The 17,901-nt window shown below is 63.1% G+C and carries 14 protein-coding genes and 1 pseudogene; 8 read left to right on the forward strand and 7 right to left on the reverse strand.

Annotated features, from left to right (window positions below; translation table 11 throughout):
• Positions 1–54: 54 nt before the first annotated feature.
• Positions 55–1,149 (forward strand): DUF6092 family protein, encoded by a 1,095-nt coding sequence (locus tag NFR41_RS08330; protein ID WP_251231480.1) that lies wholly within the window; start codon positions 55–57, stop codon positions 1,147–1,149.
• Here NFR41_RS08330 and NFR41_RS08335 read toward each other — a convergent pair.
• Positions 1,055–1,693 carry a helix-turn-helix domain-containing protein gene (locus NFR41_RS08335; RefSeq protein WP_251231481.1) on the reverse strand — a complete coding sequence of 213 codons (639 nt, stop codon included), beginning with the start codon at positions 1,691–1,693 and terminating at the stop codon, positions 1,055–1,057. The genes NFR41_RS08330 and NFR41_RS08335 overlap by 95 nt on opposite strands.
• 315 nt (positions 1,694–2,008) lie before the next feature.
• Between NFR41_RS08335 and NFR41_RS08340 the strand changes: the two genes are divergently transcribed.
• Positions 2,009–2,635 carry a hypothetical protein gene (locus tag NFR41_RS08340; RefSeq protein WP_251231482.1) on the forward strand — a complete coding sequence of 209 codons (627 nt, stop codon included), beginning with the start codon at positions 2,009–2,011 and terminating at the stop codon, positions 2,633–2,635.
• Positions 2,636–2,756: 121 nt separating this feature from the next.
• Here NFR41_RS08340 and NFR41_RS08345 read toward each other — a convergent pair whose 3' ends face one another.
• Positions 2,757–3,098 carry an NAD(P)/FAD-dependent oxidoreductase gene (locus tag NFR41_RS08345; RefSeq protein ID WP_160213463.1) on the reverse strand — a complete coding sequence of 114 codons (342 nt, stop codon included), beginning with the start codon at positions 3,096–3,098 and terminating at the stop codon, positions 2,757–2,759.
• Positions 3,099–3,113: 15 nt separating this feature from the next.
• The gene (locus NFR41_RS08350) at positions 3,114–5,147 is read right to left on the reverse strand and encodes an oxidoreductase (RefSeq protein ID WP_160213464.1); all 2,034 of its coding nucleotides are present in this window, start codon (positions 5,145–5,147) and stop codon (positions 3,114–3,116) included.
• Positions 5,148–5,485: 338 nt separating this feature from the next.
• On the opposite strand from NFR41_RS08350, the gene NFR41_RS08355 reads away from it, so the two are divergent.
• The 4 genes from NFR41_RS08355 to NFR41_RS08370 all read left to right on the forward strand — a co-directional run bounded on the left by NFR41_RS08355 (position 5,486) and on the right by NFR41_RS08370 (position 8,588).
• Complete coding sequence (locus NFR41_RS08355) at positions 5,486–6,238, forward strand: hypothetical protein (protein WP_160213465.1); 753 nt, start codon at positions 5,486–5,488, stop codon at positions 6,236–6,238.
• Positions 6,235–7,047 carry a helix-turn-helix transcriptional regulator gene (locus tag NFR41_RS08360; RefSeq protein ID WP_160213466.1) on the forward strand — a complete coding sequence of 271 codons (813 nt, stop codon included), beginning with the start codon at positions 6,235–6,237 and terminating at the stop codon, positions 7,045–7,047. The genes NFR41_RS08355 and NFR41_RS08360 overlap by 4 nt, the downstream gene beginning before the upstream one ends.
• Positions 7,048–7,425: 378 nt before the next feature.
• Entirely contained in the window at positions 7,426–7,725 is a 300-nt protein-coding gene (locus NFR41_RS08365) for a transposase (RefSeq protein ID WP_160305451.1), read from the forward strand.
• A complete protein-coding gene (locus NFR41_RS08370) occupies positions 7,722–8,588 on the forward strand; it encodes an IS3 family transposase (RefSeq protein ID WP_160213468.1) in 867 nt (288 codons plus the stop codon). Before NFR41_RS08365 ends, NFR41_RS08370 begins: the two co-directional genes overlap by 4 nt.
• Before the next feature lie 6 nt (positions 8,589–8,594).
• Here the strand turns inward: NFR41_RS08370 and NFR41_RS08375 are convergent.
• A pseudogene (locus tag NFR41_RS08375) lies at positions 8,595–9,254 on the reverse strand (IS3 family transposase); the annotation flags it as partial.
• A gap of 742 nt (positions 9,255–9,996) precedes the next feature.
• On the opposite strand from NFR41_RS08375, the gene NFR41_RS08380 reads away from it, so the two are divergent.
• On the forward strand, positions 9,997–10,914 hold the full coding sequence (locus NFR41_RS08380) for a Ppx/GppA phosphatase family protein (RefSeq protein ID WP_160213470.1): 918 nt from the start codon (positions 9,997–9,999) through the stop codon (positions 10,912–10,914).
• A 353-nt stretch (positions 10,915–11,267) separates the two neighbouring features.
• Here NFR41_RS08380 and NFR41_RS08385 read toward each other — a convergent pair whose 3' ends face one another.
• On the reverse strand, positions 11,268–13,010 hold the full coding sequence (locus tag NFR41_RS08385; RefSeq protein WP_251231483.1) for a helix-turn-helix transcriptional regulator: 1,743 nt from the start codon (positions 13,008–13,010) through the stop codon (positions 11,268–11,270).
• 466 nt (positions 13,011–13,476) lie between these two features.
• Here NFR41_RS08385 and NFR41_RS08390 point away from each other — a divergent pair, with 466 nt between their 5' ends.
• A complete protein-coding gene (locus NFR41_RS08390) occupies positions 13,477–15,252 on the forward strand; it encodes an FAD-dependent oxidoreductase (protein ID WP_160213471.1) in 1,776 nt (591 codons plus the stop codon).
• Positions 15,253–15,539: 287 nt separating this feature from the next.
• Here the strand turns inward: NFR41_RS08390 and NFR41_RS08395 are convergent, their stop codons facing one another.
• Together NFR41_RS08395 and NFR41_RS08400 are read right to left on the reverse strand one after the other, a co-directional pair.
• Positions 15,540–16,040: a hypothetical protein gene (locus NFR41_RS08395; protein ID WP_160213472.1), complete on the reverse strand. Its 501-nt coding sequence runs from the start codon at positions 16,038–16,040 to the stop codon at positions 15,540–15,542.
• A gap of 30 nt (positions 16,041–16,070) precedes the next feature.
• Positions 16,071–17,681 carry a molybdopterin-dependent oxidoreductase gene (locus NFR41_RS08400; RefSeq protein WP_160662095.1) on the reverse strand — a complete coding sequence of 537 codons (1,611 nt, stop codon included), beginning with the start codon at positions 17,679–17,681 and terminating at the stop codon, positions 16,071–16,073.
• Positions 17,682–17,901 lie beyond the last annotated feature (220 nt).

The raw sequence follows: 17,901 nt of genomic DNA on the forward strand, positions 1-17,901 counted from the left end.
TACCGGGATGCTGCTATGATAGGCAGAACAACGTTGGCCGACCGAGGAGAGCCCATGGAAACTTCCGCCGCAATTCTTGCGCGCCGCAGCGTGCGCGCGTTCAGCGATCAGCCCGTCAGCCGCGACCTGCTGCGCTCGCTTGTGGAGGCGGCAACCTGGGCGCCGTCAGCCAGCAACGTGCAAGCGTGGCGGTTCTGCGTGGTGGACGACCCTGCGCTGGTGCGGAAGCTGGATATGGTTTCGCCCGGGCTTTCGGGAAAACCGCCGGTCATCGTAGTGGTGCTGTCCGACCGCGAGTACGCGCGGGCCAAGGGCGGCCAGAAGGCAGCCGACGAGTTCTCCTCCCTGGACGCCGCCTACGCCTGCGAGAACCTGATGCTGGCCGCCGCCGACGCCGGACTTGGCACCTGCGCTATCAAATCCTACAACGACGACGCCGTGCGAAGCCTGCTGAACGTACCGGACGGCCTGCAGGTCGAGCTGCTGATCTCGCTCGGCTGGCCAGACCCCGCCAAGTCGCCCCGCGCGCCCAAGCGCAAGCCGCTAGATGAAGTGCTGCGCTTCAACGGCTGCGAAACCTGGGGTGCCGAAGAGACCTCCTCCCACACCGATGCGGCCGCTTCGCAAGCCGACGATGAGGGACGCACCGCATCCTGTGCCGAGCAGTCGCGCGATGCGATCGGTGCGGAAGGCAAGGCCAGACCAGTCCAGACATCGCTTTCCGAAGCCATGAGCGCTTCTCCCGCCCCGCAACAGGAAACCACGCAACCATCGGCCGCCGCGTACGAAACCGCCTTCCACGGGTCCCTTTCTGCAGCGATGGCGGCCGCGTCCGCAGCTGCCGGAGCCCCTCCGCATAGCGCCGAGGAAGGCACTGACGGCCTGGAACTTCTCGCCTACATGGTGACATCGGCTGCGGGGCTGCGGGGCGAGCCGGCCATCTACGGACCGCTGCGCCTCATCGAATCGTCGAAGCGCGTTGCCGCTCAGCTGGCCGATTCGCTGAAGACCGCCGACCCCGCCCGCGCCGAAGTCCTACGCAACCTGGCAACCCTCATAGCCGAGCGCCAGAACGACTGCATGACCGACGAAGACTCCTTCTACGCCATGCTGAGCGAAGCCGCAGCCCTGCTGGCAAAGGCGCTGTAGAAGGAGCCGTTAGGGAATGCTTCCACATGCCGGCGTAGCCCCGCTCTATCCAGCGGTAGATGGTGGAGGGGGCGGCCCTGAACTCGGACGAGCGGGCGTCAGCTATCTGCGCCGGCGACAGGCCGCGGGCCAGGTCCGCCCTGATCTTGGCGGCGATGGCCTCAAACTCCTCCTCCGTGCGGTCCACGCCGCGCCTGGCGGCGGACAGCTCGCCGTCGGCGACCAGCTGCGCGCGGGCCGCGGAGTACTCGCAGCGGAACGGCATCGAGCAGCGGTAGCGCCGCTTGCTGCACCCGTTGCACACGTGCGGCCAGCCGCGGAGCCTGGCGCAGGCCCCCTCCGGCACCGACCCCACGCGCCCGCCCTTACCGGAGCCGCGGCTTACGGTGCGGTTGCGCCTGACCTCGTCGGCGACGCTCGACTGGGACAGCCCCAGGTCGCGCGCCATCGCGCGGGCCGACCGGTTCTTGTCCAGCCCCCGCTCCACCGCGGCCCTCTCGGCGCGGTCGAGCCTCCTGTAGAGCCTCTGCCTTCTCTCGGACATCGGAATCTCCTTCCGCTCGCGCGACGCCCCTTCGGCGCCGCTGTCGGATGAAGCATCCCGAACTCAGCCGCACGCGTCCAGCTAAGTTCTGAGAAAAAGGGGAGGTGTACGGATCAACTCGCGAATCAACCGTAACTTTTGCGATAGCACCGGCGCACAATGTATTGCTGCGAAATGGGGTTACTCTTATACTGGAACACGCGAGTATAGACTTGCAAGCGTAAGAGCTTCTCACACGCCCGATAAGGCTTATGCGAATGCTCTTCATGCAACGCAAATCATTCGTCAAGCAGCTTGGAATACGGAGGGTAGAGGATGAACCACAAACGTATACATCTTTTGAGTATCTTGTTTGCCCTTTCAATGGTTATGCTTCTTGCTGGCTGTACCGTAAACACTCCTGGTACAAAGAATCATGATACTCCCATGAGCGAAATGAGTTATATAGCTCCGTACGGCGAGGGATCGTTCAGTTTGGAACACATATATGCGCGAGAAACAAATCAAGACTATAAGTATAGGCTTTATGTCATATGCGAATATGATCTGAGCAAGCTGAGCGAGAAAGATCGCACACTATTTCTGGAGGACGAAGGAGAAATAACGCGAGTGTATACGATGTGCTATCTGAAGGGGGGAGAAAACAACCTGGACTTTGATGGTATGTTTTCCTATCCTCAGAAAGGAACCAAACTGACATCAGACAACAAGTACTACAAACTGATGACTTATCCTTCATTTGGCACAAGCACCGCAGATGACCGGGAAACATTCCTTGGGACTGAACTCACGGTTTCTGTTGATGTATCTGAGGACTTGGTTGATGACTCCAACGAATTGAAAAAAAGCTGCGATATTACCGCATATGGAACTATTGACAAATTTACATCAGAGGAAGAGTTCAATAAAGTGTTAAATATCATGGGATGGGAGAGCCTGTAAACAAACGCCCGTAAATAAAGTGAAGAGGCTTTAAACTCCTTCGACCTGCTCTTTAACACAGGCGGGAGTGGGACAGAGAGGGTGCTCCCCTCCCACTCCCGCCAACCGTTGGCCAACTCTCTTAGCAGTGGCGAGCTGCTAGATTCGCTGCAGTGATGGCGCTTTGGATGTCCCACGGGTCGGCGCAGTCACCTACGGCGTACAGATCGAAGCCCTCGTTCGCAAGCGCGTCGCGCAGCTCCAGGTTCACGACCATGTCTGCGGCGTTCACGATGCAGTCGCAGGGCAGCTCCACATCGACGCCTGCCTCGTTGCAAACAACGACGGTCCCCTCGCCCCCGCTCTTCACCAAAGCGTTCGGGAACACCCGTACGTCGCGGGCGTACAAGGCCGGCACCGTGAACATCTTGATCTTGTCGGACTGGCCCTTGCCCAGGTTCACCTCGTCATCCTCGGCCACCATGGCCACCGTCTTGCCCTAGGCCAGCAGGTACCAGGCCAAATCCAGGGCCTGGGCGTTGAAGCCGGCGATCAGCACCCGCTCGCAATCGTCCAGAAACATCGCGTCGACTATGCCCACCACCGGCGTGGCCTGGGTTCCCTGCAGCGACATCGAGGGTCGCAGTCCGCCTGTGGCCACGAACACCACGTCAGGGTTCTCCGCCTGCACTGCGGCAGCATCGGCCTCCTGGCCGGTCACCACGTTCACCCCGGTCACGTCCAGCATGTGCGACAGGTAGCTTCGCGCCCGATCCAGGTTCTCGTGGGGCTCCTTCACCGTGTGGGCGAAGTCCAGAAGCCCGCCCAGCGACGAACTCTTCTCGAACAACGTCACATCGTAGCCGCGTTCGGCGCACACCCGGGCCGCCTCCATGCCGGCAGGGCCGCCGCCCCCCACCACGACCTTCTTCTGCCCGTCTCCCGCAGGCACCTTGAAGCCTTCGGGCATCTCTTCGCCGAAGGCACGGCCGTGGGCCGGATTCATGCGGCAGCTCTCGTTCACCCCGGTATGGTTGCCGAAGTCGCCAACGCAATGCAGACAGCGGCAGCAGGAGCGAATCTCATCCACTCGGCCGTCCTTCAGCTTCGACACGTACTCGTAGTCGGCGTAACCGGCGGCGCGGTTGATCATGAGGAAGTCCACCTTGCCACCGGCCAGCGCCTGCTCGAAGAAGTCGGGCGCATGGGCCGGGTCCATGAACGTGACGGCCCCCACGGGGATGGACACGGCCCCCTTCACCTTGGCCGCAGCGTTCAACATGAGTCCGCAACCGGAATGGCTGGCGTCCAAAATGCCTCCGAAGTGCTTGGAGAAATCGAAGAACGTGCCGTAGCCGCTGGTTCCATCGATGCCATAGCCGCCGAAGTAGGCGTCGTTGACGAACTGTGCCTCGTGGATGCCGTAGACGCCCAGGCGCAGATGCAGCGAGTCGGCTCCTGCTGCTTCGATGAGCTTGGCCATGGCCGCCACCTCCTCCACGGTGCTGGCCTTCGTGCTCTGACCGATGGAAGCGTCGTTGTCCTCCACGCCGTTGATAAGCACCTGCACGTGAAAGTCAGCGCCGCATGCTTCCTTGATGCCGCGCACCGCCTCGGTGACCAGGCGGGCGCGGTTCTCCAGAGTGGCCGGACCATACGGGTCGTCCAGGTCGCGATCGTTGCGATGGCGCGACAGGAAGTAGGCACCGGAGTTGTTGGCGGCGGCGTTAATCTCCACGCCGTCGAAGCCCAGGCTCTGCATGTTCTGCGAAGCGGTCACGTAGTCGGCGATGAGATTGGCTATGTCCTGGTCGGAAAGCTCGCTGGCCATGCAGACCGTTCCCTTTTCGGGGGTGTTGCTCCAGCGGTAGTCGGCGCTGGCCAACTGGATGAGCACGGGGGTGTCGGTCTCGTGCACCGCTTCCACCACGCGCTCCAGGCCTATCTCGTTCCACCACTGCTGCTGTTTGGGGTTGCCCGTCTCGTCGATATGGGGCAGCTTCCACGCCTTGTCCTCCAAGATGATGGCTCCGATACCGTTCTGGGCCAGCATCCGGTAGTACTCCACCGTGGCGTCGATGTTGTACACCGCCGGGCCGCGCATGGTGCTGACGATGGTGCCAGAGTTAGCCGACGCCTTGATCATGCGGTTGGCCAGCGTGCGGCTTCCCCACTTCAGCGGCGAGAACAGCGTGGTCTTGCTGAAGTCCTGGATGGTGTTGCTGCGGAAGTCGGGGTCCTGGGGGTTAAGGACGGCCGAGGCGGTCGGGCCCTGGGAGTTCCCCGGCGCGGCGGCGGCTTGGGTGGCAGCGTCCCCGGCGTCCGCAGCGTCAGCGCCCGATGCGTCCTCGGCCGACTTTCCCGCGGGCTGGCACCCGGCAAGCATACCTGCGGCCAGCGCCGGCAGACCCATGGTGGCCGCCGCCCCCATGAGCCCGCGCCGCGTCAGCGAGGACTTGGCATCCGCACCGGCGCCTTCGCACGCGTCCGCACCTTCCACAGCCCTGCGAGCACCTTGCTCGTTCTTCTTCATGATCCGCTCCTCTCCGCCCCGCTCTTCCTGCGCCGTCCCTTACGGCCATGGCCCCTTGCCACGACGAGGCTGCCCCTGAAACTTACGTGACCGACGCTGGTGGGCGCTATCGGCCTTCGGGGGGATTTTCATCGGTCGACCCATCCTTCCAAAGGGATGAGATATGAGGTTCTGACTGTTCAGAGCCGCGCAGTCGCCCAAAGCTATCCGGCACCGCGCACCTGGGCAGCACCCTTCCCACCGTCGAACGTGCTACCATTACGGAAAACGGGCGCGACGGCCCCCTAGGCTTCGGCCCCCTTTCATGAGGCGACGAACGGCACCGGGAAGGAGACCAGGTGGCAAGCGGCACCGCAGCAAGACGACAGCAAACGCTGGCCTTGGTCGTCGGCTTCGGGCTGTTCCTGGCCTACGTGTTCGTGTCCGAGCTGACCAGCCTGCTGTTCGAGGACTTCGCCGCTGCCCGAGCCCTCACCTCCGTCATCCCCACCATGCGCGACGCGGGCTGCCTTGCGGCCTGCGCGGTGCTGTTCGGGCTTTGGCGCGGCAAACGCCGCGATGCCCTGCGCGAACCCGACCTTCCTTGGAGCAGCACAGCCGTGGCCGTGGGCGCATTCGCCCTTTCCTTGGCCACGCTATTGAAGGCGGGCTACCTGATCGGCGGCGGGGACGGTGCCCTGCTGGCCGGCTCCTTCGCCTGCGGATTCCTCGGGCTTGGGGCCTTCGCCCTGTGGGCCTGGGCCCTGGTCTCCCTTTCCCAGAGCCGCCTCTTAGCGGTCATAGCGACTTCGCTGGTGGTGGCCGTGGGCTTTTCTGCCTGCGTCTCGGTGCTGCCGGACGCCTCGGGCAAAGCCATAGCGGCGGTGGTTCCCCCGTGGGCATGTGGCTCGCCTTCGAAGCGCTGCGAAAGAGCTCGTTCGATACCGAAGCAGCCGAAGATTTCGCCGCCCCCTCCTGCTCCACCGCTCGAGTACCGCTGCCCGCCGGCTCGACCGAACCCGCCGACCCCAAGGTCAAACATGACCAATCCGCCCCCGCAGTCACCTCTACCCACGCCGCCTTCGGCGCTCCCACCTGGCTGGTGCTGGTGAGCCTGGAATCGGTGGTCCTGGTGGCCGACCTCATGCTGGCCGTAGTACCGGTCTGCCTGAACCACGAGTTCCTCTACGGTCCCGTTCCCGTTCCCGCAGCTCTAGCCGCCGGCTTGACACTGCTTCTGGCAGCGATGACGTATGCGCTGTCACGTCGCCCCGAAAGCCGGCTGACCTCCTTGTGGATCGGCGGCATGCTGCTGCTCATCGTGGCCTACTTCGCCTTCCCCTTCCATTCGCCGGGCGGCTTCTCGCTGGCCTTGGCCTCCACGGGACGTCTCATGGTGTTCGCCTTCGCGCTGCTGGTGTTGCTGCGCTCCGTGGGAAGCAGCCCGCACAGCGCAACCCTGCCCCTGACGGCCGCCCTGTTCGCCGTCAGCCTAGGGGCCCTAGTCAGCGACGTGGCCGCCATCGCCATCCAAAGCTCGCCCAACTACGTGCACACCGAATTCCGCTCCTTCGCCGTCATATTCTTGGGAGCCACCGCGCTTCTGCTGATGGTGTCGCTGGTGCTACTGCCCCATATCAACACCGTGGGTAACGCCAACGCCCAAACCTCACAGCCGCTGCAGCCCCAAACCGTGGCCCAGCGATGCGCCGCCCTGTCCGCTGCCTACGAGCTGACCCCGCGCGAGTCCGAAATAGTCGAGCTGCTGGCCCATGGACACAACACCCCCTATATCGAGCAAGAACTGGTGCTGGCCAAAAGCACCGTGAAGACCCACATCAAACACATCTACAAAAAGTGCGGCGTATCCTCGCGCCAAGAACTGCTCAGCCTGCTGAGCAACCCGGCAGACAATCGCTGACCCCAGGGCGCCATCCTTAAACGACGACCTGCGCAGCGGACCGAGGGAGAAAGCCGTCGTGGCGCGGAAGCTCTGCGGGAAACGACGCCTGTGGCAAGCGATTTGTAAGCGATGGCGGCTATGACAATCAACTCGCAAAGGCACTGTAACCCGCCACGCCTCGGCGGCGCACCGCCACTCGACCGCCCGCGGTTGCTGCACGCGCCGCATCGGCCCACACCCTCGCAGCCGCCAACGCGCTGCACTCGCACGCTACCCTGAATCACGCATTTCGGGCAGGGTTGGGGGTGCGGACGATTTCTTGGACCGTCCCTACACCGCCCGGTTGGAGAGGGTAAGATAAATTGGACACCAAGTTTAAGGTGAAAGGTGTTCGATATGACTCAAAGAAGGAAGCGGTACGACAAGCAGTTCAAGATAGCTGCAGCGAAGACCGTCCTGAGCGGCGAGATAAGAGTTGCCGACCTTGCGAAAGAGCCTGGTGTCAAGGACTCGACGCTCAGGCGTTGGGCGCAAGAGTACGAGGAGATGGGAGAGGCGGCATTCCCCGGCAACGGCAGCCCCAGGGTCAACAAGGACTACGAGATCGTGAAGCTCGGGAAGAAGGTCGAGGAGCTCGAGCGCGAGAATGAGCTGCTAAAAGAATTCCGGGCCTTCTTGAGTCAAGACCATGCGTGAGGTGCGAGTTCCTCAAAGCGCATAGGGGCGAGTTCGGCCCCATCAGGAAGGCATGCGGGATCTTGGGGGTCTCGAAGTCCGAATACTACGACTACCTCAAGCGGAGGAAATCGAATGCCCAGATAGAGCGCGAGGCGCTGGAGGGATTCGTCGTGGAGAAGTTCGAGCTGCACAAGGGCCGCTACGGCTACCGCCGCATCAACCGCGAGCTAAGGAGAGACGGCATCGCGGTCAGCGAGAAGCGCGTGCTGAGCGTCATGCGGAAGCTGGGGCTTAAGGCCAAAGGCGCCACGAGGAGGCACCGCAGGGCGAAGGCGGTCGAGATGGGCGATCCGCGCGTCAACCTCGTCAACCGCACGTTCGAGGCGGATGCGCGCAACCGCCTCCGGGTGGGCGACATCACCTACATCGGCACCTCCGAGGGCTGGCTCTACCTGGCAGCCGTCATCGGCGCATGGCACCGCAAGGTCGTCGGCTGGTCTATGTCCGAGCGCATCACCGAGAAACTCGTGGTGGATGCGCTCGAGCAGGCGGTCGGCAGGGAGGATCCCCCTGCCGGCCTCGGCCTCGTGTTCCATGACGATCGGGGTGTCCGGTACACGTCCCGCGCATTCCAGCGCTGCCTGGGGTCCCATGGGATAGCCCAATCGATGTCGAGGCCCGGCAACCCATGGGACAACGCGCTCGCCGAATCCTTCTTCAAGACCCTGAAGCGGGAGCTGGTGAAGGGAAGGGGGTACAAGGCAAGAGACGAGGCGCGGCAGGATATCTTCAGGTACATCGAGCCCTACTACAACAGGCAGAGGATGCGTTCCGCCATTGGCTACAATGCTCCTTGCGACTTAGAGCGCGATGCAGCCTAAAGATTCTTAAATAATTGTCCAAGAAGTCTTGACCACTCCACAGCCCTCGCTGCGGCGGTACTCGTCGGGGCTCAGCCACCCCGGCGAGCGCTTGATGCGCCCCTCCCGATAGTACGCCAGGTAGGCCTCCAGCCGCTCGCGGAACTCGGCCAGCGAGACGCCCCTCCAGTCCCTGTAGTGGAAGAACTCGTTCTCGGGCCTGCCGAAGAACCCCTCGCAGGCGGCGTTGTCCGGGCTGCAGCCCTTCGCCGACATGGAGCGGACCAGGCCGCGCCGCTCGCACAGCGCGACCCAGCCGGGCCAGCGGCAGCGGGCCCCGCGGTCGCTGCGCACCACGGTGCGCGCCCCCTCGCGCCTGCCGGCCAGGGCGTCGAGCAGCGAGCCGTCGGCCAGGGCCTCGTCGGGCGACGTCCCGACCCTCCGCCCCGCCGGGCGCCCGTCGCAGCAGCCCGCCACGGCGCTGAGGCAGGCCTTGCCGGCCGGGATCCGGAACCCGGCGACGTCGGTGACCCGCAGCTCGTCGGGGGCGCCGGCGGAGAACCGCCCGGCCACGAGGTTGGGAGGGGCCTCGGACGCCTCGCCGGCGTGGGAGCTCCAGCGCCGGCGCCTGCGGGCGTAGGGGACCTCCAGGCCCTCCTCGCGCATGATGCGGCGGACCACCTTCTCCGACGCGCGCGCAGCGCGGCGAGGGCGTCGGGGCGGCCCAGGCGGGCCCGGTGGTACTCATAGGAGCTCTTCGAGATCCTCGAGAAAGCGGTGACCTCTCGGAGGGGCAGGCCTGTCGCCGCGCGCAATCTCTCGCCCAGCTCGCACTTTCTCCTGTTCGAGATCGAACCCGGGTGCGAGCCTGCCCCTTTTAGGTCGTCCAACACCGCCCTGAGCAGCATGTTCTCCGTCATGGCCGCCTCGTAGGCCGCCCTGTCCGGCTCCTCCAACGCCGCCTCCTCCGCATCGGGAGGGGACATCGTAGCAGGCCGGCGTGGAGCTTCTGCGGCGGGCGGCCTGGCGCAGGAGCGGCCCCGCCGCCCCCTCCTCTCGCGGGGAGGCCCGTGCAGGGCCCGCCTCCTCACCGAGTCCGGGCTGGCCCCGCAGAACTCGGCCGCCTCCGCGTAGCCCGCCCCCTCGGATAGGGCGTAGAGCGCCATCTCGACCGTCTCCCTGTCGTACATGCGGACTCCTCTCCGGACCTCGACCCTGGTCCAAGTTTTTGTCCGCACCCCCAAATCTCCGGCTTTGCGGGCATAGCGGCCGAACGAACCGGCAGGGTAGACAGGGGCGCGCCTCGCGAGCGCACTCCGAAGGTTTCTGGCGGAAAACGATGCGGTTGGCTGGGGCGGGCAAGGTTTATCATGGGATGTGCAAGCATCTACCCGAAAGGCGCAACCCCACTCTGCAAAGGCGGCTCATTATGCAACGTATCGGAATCATCGATCTGGGCTCGAACACCGTTCGGCTAGTTGTGTTCGACGTGGAGCGACACTTCGGACGGCGCCTGCGGCCCCATGAGTTCCGCGAGGTGCTGAACGAGAAGACGGTCGCAGGGCTTTCGGCATACGTGGTCGACGGCGTCTTCACCTCGGCCGGCATCAAGCGGGCCGTTGGCGCGCTGGAAGGCCACCTGGTCAGCGCCCGCAACGTAGGGTGCAAACAGATGTACGTATTCGCGACGGCAGTGCTGCGGAACTGCTCGAACAGCAAGCAGGCGGTGCGGGAAATCGAACGAGCCACAAACCTGTCCATCGATGTGATCACCGGCGAGGAAGAGGCGCACCTGGGATTCGTGGGCGCCTCGATCACGCAGCCGTTAGGGGACGGCCTGCTCATCGACATCGGCGGCGGCTCCACCGAGCTCACGCGCATCGAAGGCGGGCGCGACGTCGCGAACACAAGCATCCCCCAAGGCAGCGTGTCGTCCTACGCGCGGTACGTGTCGCTGGTGTTCCCCACGCCGGACGAGCGCGAGGCAATCCGCAAAGCGTTCGCGACCCAGCTCGGCAATGCGCCGCAGCTCGGTCGCAACCTCCAAGCCTACGGCGTCGGGGGCGGAGTGCGCGCGGTGGCGAAGATGGTCGGCTGCATGGCAGGACGCGAGAAGGCGGTCAAGCAGCTGGCGCCCGAAAGCGTCGCCTCCGTGCTGGCGCTGTTGGATCGCGATCCGTCGCAATTCGCGCATCTGGCCGTGAAAGCCGCACCCGACCGCCTGCACTCGCTGGTTCCCAGCGCCATCATCCTGCAAGAATGCCTGGCTGCCGTAGGCGCCGAATCGCTCGCAATGTGCAAGTACGGCCTGCGCGAGGGCTACCTGCTGGAACGCGTGCTGAGCTGACAAGCCGTTAGGACCAACCGCTCGCAGCGTCACGAGCCTCATCCTCTCGCACGCGCTTGCGCCGCTATCTCCGTACAGAGCCGAAGAAAGCAACAGTCCTTGCTTCCACGCCAGAAAAGCCCTGAAGACCGACCTCTTAGACACCATGCGCTATCCGAAAACGCCCTCACGTCCTTGTCTTTCTCGGTTGGCATGAGGGGCTACGCCACGTGTTGCAAGTTACCAAGCTTGCATCAGGATCAAAACCTACCTTTTTCCAAACCGCTCCTGAAAACAGCAGGCGCGCCGACGCAACACAAGAACGAAAGCTGAACGGCACGGCTGCGAACCAGCAGGCGCGCTCTTTCAGTCGCTTAGACTTGCAGCTGACTCTCGCTCTCCACCACGCTCAGGAGCTCTTGGCGGGAATGAACGCCCAGCTTGCGATAGATGGCCTTACAGTGAGCACGCACAGTGTTGCTGGACACCACCAGCTTATCGCTGATGAACGTCACGTTTCGTCCGCGAGCCAGGTACCCCAGCACCTCGGCCTCGCGGGGCGTAAGTTCGAAACGATTGGCAAGCCCGACGCACGCGGCGAGTGCAGAATCGCTCCAAGGCAATTCGCCAGCGGAGGAAAACCCGTGGACCGCCGAACCCGAAGCTTCCATTACAGCGTTGCCTTCGGCGGCCACGGAATCCATTGGCGAGCCGGGCACATCTGCGATGGCCTCGTCGGCTTCGGCACCTGCGTCCGCGCAGGCTCTGTGCTCTTCACCAGCACCATCAACTGAGGCATCCTCGCCGCGGGCACGGCCAAGGGCGCCCTTGAATCGCGTGGACAGCAACACGATTGAAAGTACGTAAATCACCAGCAGTGCCATCATCAACAGCTGCGAGAAACCGAATTCCAACCCATACCCCTGTGCCGATCCGAAGACCTTCCCTAGCCGATTCAGCAAATACACAAATCCTGCAAACAGGCCGTACACCGCCAGCGGGCTCACGTGCCGCACCTGCGCCTCGCGGGCGCACAACAGCATCATCAACATGGACGCTATGGAGAAAATCAGATACGCCACCACCGAAAACGTCAGCTGGTAGTCAAAGCCCAGAAACGGCAGCAGAACGAAACCGGTCGCGACCACGGGAAACGTCACCACGTAGAACAACGCATACCGATCGTCGCGGCGGTACAAATGCCACCACAGCACCCACAAAATCGCCGCCGACGCCATGCGGGCAAGCGCCTTCATCCCGTTGAACGCGTTGGCCGTATCGGCGCCAAAGAACGCGAGCGGCGCGATGCCGCTTGCAAAGCCGAGCGCCGCTATGCACAGCGCCGGCTGCCATAAATCACGCAGCAGCTCTTTCGCTGAGGCGGCCAAGGCAGGGGCGGCGGCTCTCTCTCCCGCATGTTCGCAGGTAGACAACACGGCGTCGGACGCGTCCTGGCTTCGCGCAGGCAAGGCGCTGCAGAACAAAAGAACATCTGTCGAAGAGGCTCCGTCGGACACGCCGCTGCCCGAAGTGCAACGCACATCGCGGCGGCGGGACGAATCACCCAGGAACCTCCCCAAGCTAGCAGCCGACGCCGCCAGACACATAACGAACGCCGCCACGGCCACCACGGCCGAGCTCGCCACCATGACGACGAAAAACGCCGCTCCGGCGAAAAACGTGCCTCCGATGATAGCCTCTGCCGCGCGCCGGGTCTCCATCTGCGAGAACACCAACTGCCACAGCATGAAGAGTCCGGCCGTCGACAGCCCAATAAGCACACCGGCACCTGCAGCGACCAACGGCGCCCGCTCGCCCCAAAGTTCTAGGCCGAGAAACAGCGCTCCGCCCACAGCAGCTGTCAGGGAAAGAACAGCGATAGCGACACGACGCCACAAGAGCGGCGACCGCCAGTCAGAAGGCCATAGCCTGTGCAACGCCCAAGTCCGCCACGCCAATGCGCCTACCAGCAAAAACGCCAGCGGATATACCACTGCTTGGGCCATGTCCGTCGAGCTGAGCGCGACGCCAAGGTCAACGCCCGAAGGAGCAAACAGCAACATACCATTCCAGCCGAGCAGCGATACCATAACCAGGTGGCACGCATAACCGCCCACGTAAGGCCATGCGCCCCGAAGAGTCATCCCGCCTGGTATGTTCTTCGCTGCTGTCACTAGCTCGTCCCGCAATCCATTCCCCTCGGCAACTTCCGTCTTCGGCGAGAAAGCTCCTCCTGGTCCCATTATAGGTCACTGAGCTGTTAATTTCGGGAAAAGCAAACCGGCAACCACTCTGAAATGGGAAAACGTCGAAATACTACCCAAACTAGGTAAGATACGTGACAGTCCTGAAACCCAAAAGACTACCCAGTTTGCGGCATGGTGCAAACAACCGGCTTGCCGTTCAATGGGCTCGTCGGCAAGAACGAATCCGTTTCCAAAGAAAGCCTCGTCGCACGCCGCAGCCGACAATGCGCACGGGATCGACATCGCGGTGCGCAGCGCAACACGCAACGCGGTGCACGTTGTGCAGAGGGAAGCGCCGCGCACGTCGTCCCACGTCAAGGAAGAGAAAGGGATAGCTATGAGCCAATCGATGAACCGTCGCACGTTTCTGAAGGGCGCAACCGTTGGTATGCTGGGAGCTACAGCAGCTGCCACTGGGGTGCTCGCCGGATGCTCGCCGGCAACGCCGCAGAAAACCGAACCCGACCAGCCCGTCAACTCCGACGTAGCCAAACAGCCGGAACCCGCCGCGACCGGCGACGGCGCCAGTGGCGAGTTTTTCATGGACCGTGAGAAATCAGAAGCGGAATGGACGTTCCAAATTGCGCCCGACCCCATCGCCGAAACCGACATCGCCGAAACCATCGAAGCCGAGATCATCGTAGTGGGCGCAGGCACATCGGGACTAGTCACCGCCGTGGCCGCCGCTGAAAAGGGCGCCGATGTGGTGCTGTTCTCCGCTAGCAAAGCCCCTTGCTCGCGCGGCGGTACCAACCACGCCGTGAACAGCAAGATTATGGAACGCGAAGGCCTTCAGCCCTACGACGTGCAGCGCATCTACGAACGCGAACGCACCCTGGCGGCCAACGGACTCGACCAGCGCAAGTGGAGCATCTTCCTAAACCATAGCGAAGAGTCTATGAACTGGCTCATCGACCTCATGGAGAGCAAGGGCATCCCCATGAACATCGAGACGCCGGCGCCGCACTCGCTCTTCGGCGAAGAGGACCCACAGTATATGCCCTACGCTGGCCATGGCGCCTACAGCGACGACCTAGCCGTTGGCGCCGGACAGCCCTTAGTGGTGAACGCGCTGGCCGAGATACTGCAAGAGCTGGGCGGCCGCATCACCTACCAGATGAAAGCCGAACAGCTGGTACGCGGCGACAAACCGAATGGCACCTCGGGCCGAGTGGGCGCTGTCATCGCACGCAACCTTGCCGACAACACCTTCGTGAAATACGTGGGGACAAAAGCCGTGGTGCTGGCCACTGGCGATTTCTCGGCCAACAAGGAAATGATGGCGAAATACTGCCCGTCCATGCTGTCGCTCATCGGCGACGACGCCGGCGAGGATTACGACGTGGGCGCCGCGACCACCGGCCTGTACAAGGGCGATGGCCAACGCATGGGCCTGTGGGTGGGAGCAGCCTGGCAGCACAACGTGCCGAACTGCCCCATGGTGAACGTCCAGCAGGGAACCGCCGCTCAGCCCTATTGCGGCCACTGCGGCCTGGTGCTAAATCTGAACGGCAAGCGCTTCAGCGACGAATGCGCCATCCACTCCTACACCGGCCACGCCGTACTCATGCAGCCCGAAGCCCTGTCCTTCCCCGTGTGGGGCACGAACTATGCCGCAGATAACGCTCCCTGGTACAAGCGCGGCGCCTGGAACGCTGGAGAAATTTCTGTAGAAGACACACTTGCCAGCTGGGATAAGAACGTCGAGAGCGGTCGCTTCGTGAAGGCAAACACGCTCGACGAACTGTTCGAGCAGCTAGGCTTGCCAGCAAACGAAGCGAAGGCGTCCGTGGAGCGATACAACGAGCTGTGCGCCAAGGGCCACGACGACGATTTCCTCAAACGGCCCAGCCAGATGATTGCCGTGGCCGAGGCCCCCTTCTATGGGGCGAAAGTGGGCGGACGCTTCCTCACGGTACTGGGAGGCCTGCGCACCAATCCCGATTTCCAAGTGTGCGAAGAGGACGACACTCCCATCGAGGGCCTGTACAACATCGGCACCATGGTGGGCGACTTCTACAACAACACTTACACCTTCCTCATGGAGGGCCTGAACTACGGTGCCTGCGTAACCTTAGGCCAATACCTGGGCTACTTGCTGGCTGAGAAGTAACGGGGGAGAGTCGCAGAGGGGGGCGGCTCGGCGCCAGCCCCTTTCTGTCCCCTTGAAATAGAGCATCTCTGCGTGCTTTGCCACGGTTTCGCGGCAAAGCACGCAAACCTTCACACGGGCAGGCCCGCCCAATCGCACATGATTCGCGTCCGCCAGAAGGCTTCTGGATCCACCGCAACCGCCGACCCCCGCAGCCCTCATGCGCTCCCAACGGAAAGCGGGGTGCGCGCCCCATCGAGCACGCACCCCGCATCACCCGCCCGAAGGCGTCTTTAGGCCAATGGTCCCTAGGACACGAGCCCCATCAACGTGGCAAGGGCCACGCCCTGCACTTCGGCGTTCACCGTAGCGCCGCCGCCCGGTACGTTCGTGGCGCACGAGCAGCCCATGATGAAGCCGCCTGCGTCCTCCACCTCAGCCAGCTCGCCTACGTTGGCCTGCACCGACACGCCATCGCCCGTAACAACCACCACGTTACCGCAAGCGCAACGCACCGCATAGTCGGGCATGCTGGCACACAAGGCGTTGGCCGCTTTTGCGAACACGCCGGAAATGGTCGCATTCGGGGACACCACGTCCTGGCTGAACGCGAACTCTCCCGAAACGTTGGCCTGCGACACACCTGTCGCCTGCGAAGCCTGCTCGGCCGCAGCGTCCTGCGACACGCCAGGTGCAACGCCTTCGGGGGCCTCAACCGCCATAGCAGTCCCCACGCCGGCTAGCGCAGAGCTCGCCAACACCACGGCGCCAGCGGCAGCGCCGAACCTCTTAGCTGTTTCTTGCTTCATGATGCTTTCCTCCGTTCTTGCCGCCGCGGCCTACTCGACGATCTTGACGATAATCGGCGAAGGAGACATCTGGCACTGGCCGGTTCCGTCCACCGTGTTCGAGTACAGTACGTAGGTGCCGGCCTGCTCGGGCTGCCACTCGATGGTCCAGTGGGTCCAAGACGCGTGGTCGTAGTCGTCGTCGATGTCCACTTCAGTCCAGGTGTTGCCGTAGTCGGCGCTGAACTGAACCTTGTCGACGAAGTGGTCGTCCTCAACCCACACATAGCTGTAGCCTTCCAGCTTCACCGGCTCGCCCAGCTTGAACTCGGCACCGTCGTTGCTGGGGTTGATCCAGCCGGAATTGATGGCACCGCCAGAGTCCCTGTGAACCACGTCGCCCGGATGATCGGTTGGGTAGTCGCCTGCCGGACCGCTGCTCAGGATGTCCCACAGACCCGTCGTACCAGGCTGGTCGGAGAAGTTGATCTCGGTGAGCCACTTCATGTAGAAGCCGCCCATGCGCCCAGGCCAACCAAGCGACGCCGGATAGCCGTCCACCTCGCGCAGCGGCTCGTTCCAGTACTGCAGCACCACCATGCCGCCAGCGTCGATCAGCGCCTGCAGGTCGTAGGTCGCACCCTTGGGCCAATGCCAGTTGTCCTCGGTTTGCCAGTCGAGCGACACCTTGCCGTCCTCAAGGCCACCGCAGGCCTCGATGATGTCGGTCAGCAGCACGCCCTTGATCGGGGCGTTGTGCACCTGATAGCTGCCAATGGTGTTCGCACCGCAGGGGATGCCAGCGACACGCTCGGTCTGAGGCATGGCGTTGAGCTCCTCGTAGGTGAACTCGCGCGGGTTCTTCACGCCGGTCACCTTGAGCGTCCACTGGGAAGCATCCACTTCGGGCACGGCCACGTTGCTCGCCCAGAAACGGTCGTCCTTGTTGGACGGGTCATGGTCGTAGGTGGCCGTCAAGGGCATGTTCGCCTGAGTGACGATGCCGCTCATGTTGCCATTGGGCCAACCGCGGCCAACCAGCCATTCCTGGGTGTCGGGATTGCCCGCGTTCGGGAAGCCGCCGAATTCGCGGCTGTACTTGTAGTAGTCGTACATTACGAACTCGCCAGCAATGTTGATGGCATGGCAGCTCATGCAGTTGCCGTTCTGCTCTTCCACGAACATCTTCGACCCGAAATGACGATTGTGGATAAGGTCACGGATCCACGGGCCGGACGCGTTGGTGCCGTGGTGGCAGCCGAGGCAGTCGCGGATGTTGGCGTTCTTGCCGTAGCCAGGGTCGGACGCTGCCATATGGAACGACAGCATGCTTATATTGTTCGTGGTATCCCACAGATCCTCATGGCAGGCGTTGCACCCGCGGTTGCCGTCGTTGACCCACAGCGTGGTCTGGAAGCTCTCCTCGAATAACCCGGGATCGCTGTCGGTGAAATCATTGAACGTCATGTTCATGCCGTTGGAGGTTGCGGCATCGTCCTTGTTAGCGTCGGTTGCGGAAGCCTTTTTGTCCGAAGCGTCGTCGACAGGCGCCTCGGCGCTGGCGGAAGCCGCGCCGTCGTCCTTTGCCTGAGGCTGCGGCTGCGGCGAACATGCAGCCAACATGCCCCCTCCAACAATCGCGCCGGCGATAAGCACTCCCATTAGCACCTTTTTCGACGGCATCCTCAGCCGCCGCATGCCATGACCTTCCGGTGTCTTGCGCATGGCCTCTCCTTCCCTTCCTCTCGTGTGCTCTTAGGCGGTCCCCGTCTGTTCCGAGGTCCGTCGTCCGGTCGAGCGCCATCCCCCTCCTTTCCCAACCCGTTTGCTGTCTTACGCGCGAAACCGGACGGGGAAACGTTACAAAAGCTGCCAACAATCA

The sequence above is a fragment of the Adlercreutzia aquisgranensis genome, assembly GCF_943193145.1.
In the GTDB taxonomy this organism is placed as follows: domain Bacteria; phylum Actinomycetota; class Coriobacteriia; order Coriobacteriales; family Eggerthellaceae; genus Xiamenia; species Xiamenia aquisgranensis.

Coding starts and splice junctions, on each gene's coding strand:
- NFR41_RS08330 (WP_251231480.1), top strand. CDS start 55: ATGGAAACTTCCGCCGCAATTCTTGCGCGCCGCAGCGTGCGCGCGTTC.
- NFR41_RS08335 (WP_251231481.1), bottom strand. CDS start 1,693: ATGTCCGAGAGAAGGCAGAGGCTCTACAGGAGGCTCGACCGCGCCGAG.
- NFR41_RS08340 (WP_251231482.1), top strand. CDS start 2,009: ATGAACCACAAACGTATACATCTTTTGAGTATCTTGTTTGCCCTTTCA.
- NFR41_RS08345 (WP_160213463.1), bottom strand. CDS start 3,098: ATGGTGGCCGAGGATGACGAGGTGAACCTGGGCAAGGGCCAGTCCGAC.
- NFR41_RS08350 (WP_160213464.1), bottom strand. CDS start 5,147: ATGAAGAAGAACGAGCAAGGTGCTCGCAGGGCTGTGGAAGGTGCGGAC.
- NFR41_RS08365 (WP_160305451.1), top strand. CDS start 7,426: ATGACTCAAAGAAGGAAGCGGTACGACAAGCAGTTCAAGATAGCTGCA.
- NFR41_RS08380 (WP_160213470.1), top strand. CDS start 9,997: ATGCAACGTATCGGAATCATCGATCTGGGCTCGAACACCGTTCGGCTA.
- NFR41_RS08390 (WP_160213471.1), top strand. CDS start 13,477: ATGAGCCAATCGATGAACCGTCGCACGTTTCTGAAGGGCGCAACCGTT.
- NFR41_RS08395 (WP_160213472.1), bottom strand. CDS start 16,040: ATGAAGCAAGAAACAGCTAAGAGGTTCGGCGCTGCCGCTGGCGCCGTG.
- NFR41_RS08400 (WP_160662095.1), bottom strand. CDS start 17,681: ATGGGAGTGCTTATCGCCGGCGCGATTGTTGGAGGGGGCATGTTGGCT.